The 9,928-nt window shown below is 40.9% G+C and carries 12 protein-coding genes and 1 pseudogene; 4 read left to right on the forward strand and 9 right to left on the reverse strand.

Going from position 1 to position 9,928, the window contains the following annotated elements:
- Window positions 1–419: pseudogene (locus MF4640_RS17385) on the forward strand (IS5-like element IS17 family transposase); the annotation flags it as partial.
- 72 nt (window positions 420–491) lie between these two features.
- Here MF4640_RS17385 and MF4640_RS17390 read toward each other — a convergent pair.
- The 4 genes from MF4640_RS17390 to MF4640_RS17405 all read right to left on the reverse strand — a co-directional run bounded on the left by MF4640_RS17390 (window position 492) and on the right by MF4640_RS17405 (window position 3,316).
- Window positions 492–923 (reverse strand): MarR family winged helix-turn-helix transcriptional regulator, encoded by a 432-nt coding sequence (locus MF4640_RS17390; protein ID WP_005401805.1) that lies wholly within the window; start codon window positions 921–923, stop codon window positions 492–494.
- Between the two features lie 6 nt (window positions 924–929).
- Window positions 930–1,358: an organic hydroperoxide resistance protein gene (locus MF4640_RS17395; protein WP_062034276.1), complete on the reverse strand. Its 429-nt coding sequence runs from the start codon at window positions 1,356–1,358 to the stop codon at window positions 930–932.
- 289 nt (window positions 1,359–1,647) lie between these two features.
- Window positions 1,648–2,280, reverse strand: coding sequence for a glutathione S-transferase family protein (locus MF4640_RS17400; RefSeq protein ID WP_078390380.1), 633 nt, complete (start codon window positions 2,278–2,280; stop codon window positions 1,648–1,650).
- A gap of 16 nt (window positions 2,281–2,296) precedes the next feature.
- Complete coding sequence (locus tag MF4640_RS17405) at window positions 2,297–3,316, reverse strand: NADP-dependent oxidoreductase (protein WP_078390381.1); 1,020 nt, start codon at window positions 3,314–3,316, stop codon at window positions 2,297–2,299.
- Window positions 3,317–3,459: 143 nt separating this feature from the next.
- Between MF4640_RS17405 and MF4640_RS17410 the strand changes: the two genes are divergently transcribed.
- Together MF4640_RS17410 and MF4640_RS17415 are read left to right on the forward strand one after the other, a co-directional pair.
- Complete coding sequence (locus MF4640_RS17410) at window positions 3,460–4,068, forward strand: TetR/AcrR family transcriptional regulator (RefSeq protein WP_078390382.1); 609 nt, start codon at window positions 3,460–3,462, stop codon at window positions 4,066–4,068.
- Between the two features lie 113 nt (window positions 4,069–4,181).
- Window positions 4,182–4,412: a hypothetical protein gene (locus MF4640_RS17415; RefSeq protein ID WP_029574618.1), complete on the forward strand. Its 231-nt coding sequence runs from the start codon at window positions 4,182–4,184 to the stop codon at window positions 4,410–4,412.
- Window positions 4,413–4,495: 83 nt separating this feature from the next.
- Here the strand turns inward: MF4640_RS17415 and MF4640_RS17420 are convergent, their stop codons facing one another.
- From MF4640_RS17420 to MF4640_RS17440, 5 genes are all read right to left on the reverse strand, one after another.
- Window positions 4,496–5,623, reverse strand: coding sequence for an alkene reductase (locus tag MF4640_RS17420; protein WP_078390383.1), 1,128 nt, complete (start codon window positions 5,621–5,623; stop codon window positions 4,496–4,498).
- Window positions 5,624–5,727: 104 nt separating this feature from the next.
- Window positions 5,728–7,116, reverse strand: coding sequence for an NAD-dependent succinate-semialdehyde dehydrogenase (locus MF4640_RS17425; RefSeq protein ID WP_010116205.1), 1,389 nt, complete (start codon window positions 7,114–7,116; stop codon window positions 5,728–5,730).
- Window positions 7,117–7,174: 58 nt separating this feature from the next.
- The gene (locus MF4640_RS17430; protein WP_010116206.1) at window positions 7,175–7,474 is read right to left on the reverse strand and encodes a DUF1330 domain-containing protein; all 300 of its coding nucleotides are present in this window, start codon (window positions 7,472–7,474) and stop codon (window positions 7,175–7,177) included.
- Window positions 7,475–7,484: 10 nt separating this feature from the next.
- Window positions 7,485–8,162, reverse strand: a complete 678-nt coding sequence (locus MF4640_RS17435; protein ID WP_074947920.1) for a type 1 glutamine amidotransferase domain-containing protein — start codon at window positions 8,160–8,162, stop codon at window positions 7,485–7,487.
- Between the two features lie 86 nt (window positions 8,163–8,248).
- Window positions 8,249–9,406, reverse strand: a complete 1,158-nt coding sequence (locus MF4640_RS17440; protein WP_062034281.1) for an iron-containing alcohol dehydrogenase — start codon at window positions 9,404–9,406, stop codon at window positions 8,249–8,251.
- 225 nt (window positions 9,407–9,631) lie between these two features.
- Between MF4640_RS17440 and MF4640_RS19810 the strand changes: the two genes are divergently transcribed.
- Window positions 9,632–9,928, forward strand: a 297-nt coding sequence (locus MF4640_RS19810) for a transposase (RefSeq protein ID WP_171455401.1), incomplete at its 3' end; no start/stop codon positions are given.

Here is a 9,928-nt window from a genome sequence, read left to right on the forward strand (position 1 = left end):
ATTCACAGGTGCTTGGTGATTTACTTAATCAGATTCCACAAGATGAGCAGATTGACTCTGTTTATACCGATGGAGCTTATGACACCAAGCAATGCCGTCAGGTCATTGCAGATCGGCAAGCACATGCGGTGATTCCACCTAGAAAAAATGCGAAACCATGGAAAGATACAAAGAGTAGCTCGCTAGAGCGAAATGAATTACTTCGAACAGTTAAACGTTTAGGCAGGACATTATGGAAAAAATGGTCAGGCTATCATCGCCGCAGTTTGGTGGAAACCAAGATGCATTGCATCAAATTATTAGGCGATAAATTAATGGCAAGAAGCTTTCCTAGTCAGGTGAATGAAATTCATGCACGTGTAGCAGTCCTCAACCGATTTACGGAATTAGGTCGATCACTTACCCAAGTTACGCCTTAAATTTGGCTCAATTAGGGGCGCTTTGCATTTCAAATCTTTGTGCAACAAAGCCGACCAGATGTAAAAGAGGTCTCAAATTCTTTCTGATAATAGATTAACTAATGCTTTTAATTCATCTCGTAATTGATTTAAGTTAGCAAACTCAATGTTCTTGGTAAGCTCTTTAGGAATCTTTTCTGCTTCAGCAGATAAGTCTCGCCCTTTATCTTTTAATGAAATAAGAACTCGTCTTTCATCATTAGGATCACGTGATCGATTAATTAGACCAGATGTCTCCATTCTTTTTAATAGTGGGGTTAATGTTCCACTATCAAGATGTAAAATTTGTCCAAGATCACCCACACTTACACAGTCTTTTTCCCACAAAACCAACATTACTAAATATTGAGGATAAGTAAGTCCGAGAGGTGTAAGAAAAGGGCGATAAGCTTTTACGATTAAATTAGATGCAGCATAAATAGGAAAACATAGTTGCTCATCTAAGCAAAGCTGATTCTTGGACATAACTTTTTATTTGGTATAGACAGTGGTAGACACCTGTATATTACCTCGAATAGCATTTGAATAAGGACATACTTGATGTGTTTGTTCCACTATTTTCTCTGCGTCAGCTTGTGAAATACCTGAAATCGTGACATCTAAGTGTACTGTCAAGGCAAATCCACCATTGCCATTAGCAACCATTCCAACAGTGCTCAGGACTTCTACATCGTTATCACGGATTTTATATTCTTTATTGCTACGAGTTACATGGATCACTGCATTTCCAAAGCATGCAGCATAGCCAGCTGCAAATAATTGCTCAGGATTCGTTGCATCACCTTTACCACCTAATTCTTTTGGTAAAGCCAATTTCAACTCTAGAATACCATCTTCGCTACGAATAGTTCCCGAACGCCCACCAACTGCTTTAACTTGAGTTGAATAGAGATTACTCATGTGTGTTACCTTAACTTAATTTAATTTAATTTAATTTAATTTGTACAAAATATAATTGCACACAATTTAAATTAGATCAAATATTTGTTCACTATTTCTTTCTATTAATTGGACTATCTTCTATATAGATATTAGGATAAAGATTCCGAATCCTTATCTATCTTTAAAATAGAAAACGCCCAATGAAACTCATTAGGCGTTTACTTAAAATAAGTGTCAGCTTATTTTAAGGCTAGAAAATCATCATCTTTTTTCTCAATCTCCTTGAGAAAAAATCAATCTTGCTATTTTAGCTTTTCACACCATCTTGTTCAATTTGTACTGCGGCTTGCCAGCTAGGTAGTTGACTTAAGCTTGCTACATAACGTTGAATATGGGGATAATTTTCACCTTGTCCCATATGATGAACTAAAGCATGTAGTCCAAAGCCCATCATAAAGTCAGCACCGGTTAAACGGTCTCCCACCAGAAATGCTTTATCTTTTAAATAATCATTTAAATGACCAAATACTTTATCGAACTCAACTTGAGTATAATTTTCTAGAAATACCAACTCTGTGCCCTGCTGGGTTTCTATCGCATTAAACGTTTTTAATAAAAATGGCAGCATAGCAGAGCTTTCTGAGAAATGAATCCACTGTAGATAATCTACATAGGCAGCTTCATTCATATCGGGTGCTAAATGCGGCGCAAGTTTCTGAATTAATAACTCAACGATCGCACCCGACTCTGCAATAATTTTGCCATCCCATTCCAATACTGGAGATTTCCCTAAAGGATGGATGGTTTTTAACGAATCAGGCGCTAAATGCGTGCTTAAGTCGCGATAATAGCGTTGCAGCTGATAAGGCTGTTTGATTTCTTCAAGTAACCACAAAATGCGAAAAGAACGTGATTGATCTAAATGATGTAGTGTAATCATGATAATTCCTATTTTTTTAAAGTTTTACAACCACTTTGCCAAAGTTTTCGCCTTTTAACATGCCATTAAAAGCATTGATCGTATTATCCAAGCCTTGCACCATATGCTCTTTATATTTGATTTTTCCGTCTTTCAACCATTCAGACATTTGCTGATTGAATTCCGGATACTGACTGCCATAATCATCAAAAATAATAAAGCCTTGCATGCGAATACGCTTTCTTAAAAGGGTGGAGATAAAGCTCGGTAAACGGTCTGGCCCTTGTGCTTGCTCGGTGGCGTTATACTGGGAAACCACACCACACACCGGTACACGTGCCGCAGAGTTAAGCAATGGCCATACCGCATCAAACACTTTCCCCCCCACATTCTCATAATAAATATCAATACCGTTGGGAACTGCTTGTTGTAATTGCTCTGCAAAATTTTCATCATGATGATTAATACAAGCATCGAAGCCGAGTTCTTCTACTGCATAACGGCATTTTTCAGCCCCACCTGCGACGCCAACCACGCGACAACCTTTAATTTTGCCAATCTGTCCAACCGTAGCACCAACAGGTCCCGTTGCAGCTGCAACCACTAAAGTTTCACCGGCTTTAGGCTGACCAATGTCCAACAACCCCATATAAGCAGTAAAGCCAGGCATCCCCAAAATACCCAATGCCCAAGATGGATGTTCAGGCTGCATACCTAAGCTTTGACATGCAGTCCCATTAGAAATTGCGTAGCCCTGCCAACCATTTCCGGAAAGAACCCACTCGCCTTCTTTGAATTTTGGGTTTTTAGAGGCCACCACTTGACTGACTGTTCCACCGACCATCACTTCGCCAATTTCAACCGGTGCTGCATATGAGGGAGCATCACTCATGCGACCACGCATATAAGGGTCGAGTGACAAGTAAATGGTTTTTAACAACATTTCGCCTTGTTTAAGTTGAGAAAGCTCAACTTGCTCAATTCGAAAATCGCTGTGTTTTGGCTCACCGACTGGCCGTTTAGCTAAAACGATGCGTTGGTTATTAATTGTGCTCACCTGTATAACTCCATGTTTTATATAGAAGTATTTCTATTGATAATCAAAACTGTCGATTAAAACGTCTTTACATCCATTGTAGATGAGTTATAATGAAAAGCAATACGACTGGTCTATTTTTTACAATAGAGTACACAATTAATATGAAGCTTACCCCTATTAAGAAGTCTGAAGCTAAGCGCTTACACATTCTTAACACCAGTTCAGACCTAATTTTGCATAAAGGTTTTACCGGTGTAGGATTACAAGAAATTTTACAAAGCTGCGAGATCCCTAAAGGCTCATTTTATCATTACTTCCAATCCAAGGAGTCTTTCGGCTGTGAATTGGTACAGTATTATGTAGATAATTACCAAGTCCGTTTAAATGAAGTATGGCGTAGTGATCAATCCGCTTATCAAAAGCTGATCGGGTATTTTAAATTATGGATTGAAGATCCTGAAACGCAGTGTGGTTGGGCAGATAGCTGTTTAATTGTGAAACTTGCCGCAGAAGTTGCCGACCTATCTGAAGATATGCGCTCCATTATGTCCGCTGGTGTCGATGATGTAATCCAACGGATTGCTGGGTTAATTGTTTTGGGAAAACAAGATCAGTCTATCCAAGCAGACACTGATGCCTCTACGTTGGCACAAGTGATTTACCAAATGTGGTTGGGTGCAGCATTACTGAGTAAGTTGCAAAAAGATAAAACACCATTACATCAAGCCCTGAGAGCGACTGAGTTTCTATTAAAAAGTGCAGAGTCTTAAAAAGATTATATTCAATATCAATTAGATAAGTAAAAAGTTGTGATAGCAGCCAAATGATTTCTTATTAATGTGCTGCTATTACATCAACTTAGTATCAATGAGTATAGCGCACAATGAATTCTCCTTCTAAAGCCCTCCTGACTCGTATTTTAGTCGGATATTTAGGCTTATATCCCACACTATTACTGGTACTGACTTTATTAAAGCCAATTACTCAGCATCAAAGTTTCCCGATGATGGTGTTCATTGAAGTCATAGTATTAGTGCCCGTGACGCAACTCATTTCCTTTCCACTGGCGGGTTGGCTCATTACACAGCTAAAAAATCTTAAGAATTTGTTTTAAGAAGAAGTTATGCTGGCAACAGCAATCCTAAGTCCTTATTTTGCCAACCACAAAGGTTGGCAAAATAACTCACTTAGTCAATATTAATCTGCGTAAGCTGGATAATCAATATAGCCTTTTTCCGTCCCACCATACATAGTGCTTGCATCTACTGCATTCAATGGCCAGCCATTGGCGATGCGAGCGGGTAAATCTGGATTCGCAATAAATGGGCGTCCAAATGCAATTAAATCGGCCAGCCCTGCCTCTAAAATTCGAGTCCCTCTTTCTGCAGTATATCGACCTGCGTAAATAATGCGACCACTGAAAGTGTCTCTGACATCTCTACGAAAATCATGAGGAAGTTCTGGTGCATTATCCCAATCAGCTTCTGCAATTGATAAATAGGCAATCCCAACTTCTTCAAGTATTTTTATGGCTTCAATATAAGTCACATGTGGATCATCTTCAACTAACCCCATGTAAACACGATCTTCCTCTGTACTTTCAAATAGCGGGGCAAAACGCACTCCTAAACGATCTGCACCAACCACCTCAGCAACTGTCTCTACTACTTCACGTAAAAAACGCAAACGATTGTTTAATGATCCACCATATTCATCTTCACGGTGGTTACTATGTGCAGAGATAAATTGATTCACCAAATAACCATTTGCACAATGAATTTCAACCCCATCAAAACCAGCAGCCAAGGCATTGCGTGCTGCTTGAGCATAGAGTTGCACTAATTCTTTAACTTCTGCATTGCTTAAAGCACGTGGCATGGAAGGATCAGCCAAGGCCCCTGCATTGGGCCCCGTCTCAATAAAGACTTTAACATTGCTATCAGCCGCAATAGCCGAGGGTGCGACCGGTGCTGCATGATTGGGTTGCAAAGATGTATGTGAAACACGCCCAACATGCCAAAGTTGCGCAAAAATAATGCCTCCTTTGGCATGCACTGCTTCGGTCACTTTACGCCATCCAGTAATCTGTTCAGGGCTGTAAATACCAGGAGTCCAAGCATAGCCTTGACCACGTGGCTCGATTTGCGTACCTTCGGTGACCATAAATCCAGCCCCGGTACGCTGTTGATAATAGGTCGCCATCAACTCATTTGGAATATTCCCTGGCTGAGTACTGCGCGACCGCGTTAATGGTGGCAATACAATACGGTTTTGCAAAACATACGGGCCTAAGCTCAGGTTTTGAAAAAATTTGCTGGCTTTCATTTCATTGTTTCCAAGTGATCATGACCATAATTGATCTAAATTTTAAAAAAAATACCCCTCCTTCCTGCAACAGAAAAAATAAAGGGGTAAAAGGGTATTAGAGGCTAGGCTTTGGTTTTACTATCAGTAACATAAATCAGTTTATGATTAATAAATTCTTTGATACCAAGACCGATAAGTTCACGCCCATAACCAGAACGTTTGATTCCTCCAAAGGGAAGATTTGCATTGGAAAAAGCAGGTCGATTAACGAATACCATTCCACTCGAAATACGCTTAGCTACTTCAGCACCATGTTTTGTATCTTCTGTAAAGACCGACCCACCCAGACCAAAAGGCGAATCATTAGCTATATCAATTGCATCTGGTTCATCTTTAGCACGTAAAATCATTGAAACAGGACCAAAAAACTCCCAATAATACGCTGGATTTTCAGGGGTTAGATTAGTCAGGATAGTTGGTTGCACAAAAGCTCCTTGACTCGGCACTCTAGCTCCTACTTCAGTAGCAATAGCACCATGTATAACTGCTTGACGAATTTTCTCACGTACTTCTTCAGCAGCTGCCTGTGAGGATAGAGGTGCCAATGTAGTTTCTACATCAAAAGGATTCCCTGCTTTTAGTTGTGCAACACCTTCTGTATAGAGTGTTAAAAATTCATCATAAATTTCATCTACAACGATTATTCTTTTAGATGAAATACATACTTGACCTGCATTTGAATGACGGCCTTTTACTGCCCATTTTACAGTTTCTTTTAATACCGCATCACGCAGAACCACCAATGCATCTGCGCCTCCTAATTCCAATGTGGATTTTTTTAATGCCTGCCCTGCTTGGGAAGCAACAACAGAGCCTGCACCTTCTGAACCTGTTAACGCGACTCCATGTACGCGTGGATCATTCAAGATAGTCTTAATTTGCTGTCTTGTTGCAAAGATATTACTGAAAGTACCTACAGGAAGACCTGCATCTAACATCAATTTTTCAAAAGCTAAAGCACATTGTGGGACATTGGATGCATGTTTGAGAATCAATGTATTACCAGCTGCTAATTGCGGCGCCAAAATGCGTGCAATTTGATAATAAGGAAAGTTCCAAGGCTCAATAGCCAATATAATACCCAAGGGTTCATGAACTAGTGTTGCTTGCCCTTCATTAGGATCAAATGGTAACTGCTCATCAGCCAGTAAAGACTCTGCATTCTGAACGTAATATTCGAAAATACGTGCAGAAATTTCAACTTCTGCCAATGCTTCACTGGTGATTTTACCCATTTCAAGAGTAAGCAAACCTGCGTATCTATTCGCATCTGCACGCAGGAGATCAGCGGCACGTTGCAAAATCACACAACGCTCAGAAACCGATCGATCTTTCCAAGCCAAGAATGCTTGATGAGCGTTTGTGAGGATTTGTTCTACTTCTGTATCACTTGCAACAGGAAAGGTTTTTAGTACTTCACCGTTATAAGGATTAATAGATGCATAAGCCATATTATTTTCCAGATTTTGTAATCAAAAACATACTCTGATTAATTTTGTTACCACCCTATTAGAGTGCTTCTTCGATACCTTCGATCATAAAAACACGATAAGTCGCCCCTTTCAGACGATGTTGTAATGCTTCTTGGTAGGCAGGACTGTGATACCAGTCTCGCGCTGCCGCCATATCAGGAAAGCGTAGAATGACAGCTCCTTCAATTTCATTGCCTTCGAGCACTTCTAATTGACCATAAAAAGCCAATGCTGTTAACTCACGACCTTCACGAGCAAGTGGGGCTTTCTCTGCATATTGCACCAGTTGCTCAGAATCAGAAGTTTGCTCACGGGTAAATACCACATATGCAGACATTGACTACTCCTTATTTTAACAATTGAAGTAATGCTGTGGCGGTTGCAGCAGAAGAGGCGGGATTTTGTCCAGTAACCAGTAAGCCATCTACTTGGACATGCACTTGCCAATCACCCGCTTTAGAATAATGACCACCATTTTCTTTGAGCATGTCTTCGACCAAAAACGGTACAATTTCGGTCAACCCTACAACGGCCTCCTCAGTATTGGTAAAACCAGTCACAGATTTACCGCTGACTAAAGGCATTCCATTACTCTCTTTCACATGACGAAGAACACCCGGGGCATGACAAACTGCTGCAACTGGTTTTCCAGACTGAATCGCCTGTTCAATCAGAGCAATTGAAATCGGATCTTCTGCTAAATCCCACAATGGACCATGCCCGCCCGGATAAAACACTGCATCATAATCAGCAACAGAAATTTCGCTAAGTTTTTGCGTCTGTGCCAATGCTTGCATTGCAGTTGGATCCGCCTCAAAACGATGTGTGGTTTCAGTTTGTGCATCGGCTAAGTTACTTTTCGGATCGAGTGGTGGCTGCCCACCTTGAGGTGAAGCCAGCGTGACTTCAGCCCCGGAATCAATAAAGGTGTAATACGGTGCAGCAAGTTCTTCTAGCCAGAAACCTGTTTTCTCACCAGTATTGCCTAGTTGTGCATGTGAGGTCAGAACGAGTAAAATTTTCATATTATTTCTCTGATAATTTTTAGGATTGGGGGAGCATCGTTACATGATCACATGCCGTGTGGCGTGACCATGACAGATACGCTTGTTTAGAGGCTCGTCTCGAGAATTTGGCGACTGATCTCTAATGAAACATTTTTATGTTCACCTAACTGGGTCAGATTGTGTGATTCGAGTTGCGTAATGATGATCTCAATATCTGTCGCCCCCAATTGATAATCGCTAAGACGAGTTGGCAGTCCGAGTTGCTCAAAGAAGGTTCGAGTACGGGCAATGGCTGCATCAATACGTTGTTCTTCATCACCTTCGACAATCTGCCAGACACGAGTCGCATATTGTAGTAATTTTTCTCGCTTCTCTTGACGACGTACTTGTAGATTGGCCGGCAACACAATTGCTAAGGTACGAGCATGATCAATACCATGTAAAGCCGTGAGCTCATGTCCAATCAAATGGGTCGACCAATCTTGTGGTACACCTGCTCCAATCAGGCCATTCAGTGCCATGCTGGCGGTCCACATTAAATTGGCACGCGTGTCATAATCTGCCGAATCTTCCAAGACTTTCGGTCCAATCTCAATCAGGGTTTGCAATAGACCTTCGGCAAAACGATCTTGTACTTGTGCATTGACAGGGTAAGTTAAGTACTGTTCCATGACATGAATAAATGCATCGACCACGCCATTTGCCAACTGGCGCGTCGGCAAGCTATAGGTTTTATTCGGGTCTAGCACCGAAAATTGCGGAAAAACATAGGGACTGCTAAATGCAAGTTTGGCTTGGGTCGATTTTCGGGTAACTACCCCACCGTTGTTCATTTCTGAACCGGTTGCCGGAAGAGTGAGTACACTGGCAAAAGGCAAAGCTTGGCTAATTTGAGTGCCATGGGTTTCTAAAATTTCCCATGTATCACCTGCATAATTGACTGCTGCTGCAATAAATTTGGTGCCATCAATCACCGAGCCACCGCCGACAGCCATTAAGAAATCAAGCTTTTGTTCACGAATCAGTTCTACTGCTCTCATTAGGGTTTCATAGCTCGGATTCGGTTCGATTCCTCCGAATTCGTGAATTTCTCGTGTACCTAATGCTTCACGCACTTCAGCTAATGTGCCATTTTTACGGGCACTTTCGCCACCATACAGCATTAATACCCGTGCTTCTGCAGGCACATAGTCATTGATTTTGACAATCGTGTCGGCACCAAAAAGAATACGGGTTGGATTATAAAAGTCAAAATTCAGCATATTTTTATCCTCAAAAATCAGTTAATGATTTGAAAAACCACCGTTATTAATCGCGTCAACTATAAAAATTAATCCACACTGCGGTTTTTGCTGTGATCATGCAGCAACTATATACAAAAATAGACCAGTCGTCTATTTATATATAAATTAAAGAAGAAGGCACTGTTGCAAATAGAGATTTGAGTCGATGATGTTCCAATAAAATGGCTAATTAACGAGGTGCTTATTAGCAGTAAGCGATACCCTGAAGAATTCAAAATTGAAGCAGTAAAGCAAGTGACTGAAAAAGGTCATAGTGTGGCTGAAGTTGCCGCACGTTTAGGTACAACCACGCATAGTCTTTATGTCTGGATTAAACGTTATGATCCTCAACAGCCTAAAATCATAGAATCTGGGGCACTGTTGCAAATAACCACGAATGGTAAGCTGAAGACTGTTTTAGCTAAAGGTGCAGCATATGAATCCTTTCCATGGTCGGCATTTTCAGGGCGAAATCATTCTTTGGGCTGTGCGCTGGTATTG

The sequence above is a fragment of the Acinetobacter sp. MF4640 genome (genome assembly GCF_002018895.1).
Lineage (GTDB): Bacteria > Pseudomonadota > Gammaproteobacteria > Pseudomonadales > Moraxellaceae > Acinetobacter > Acinetobacter johnsonii.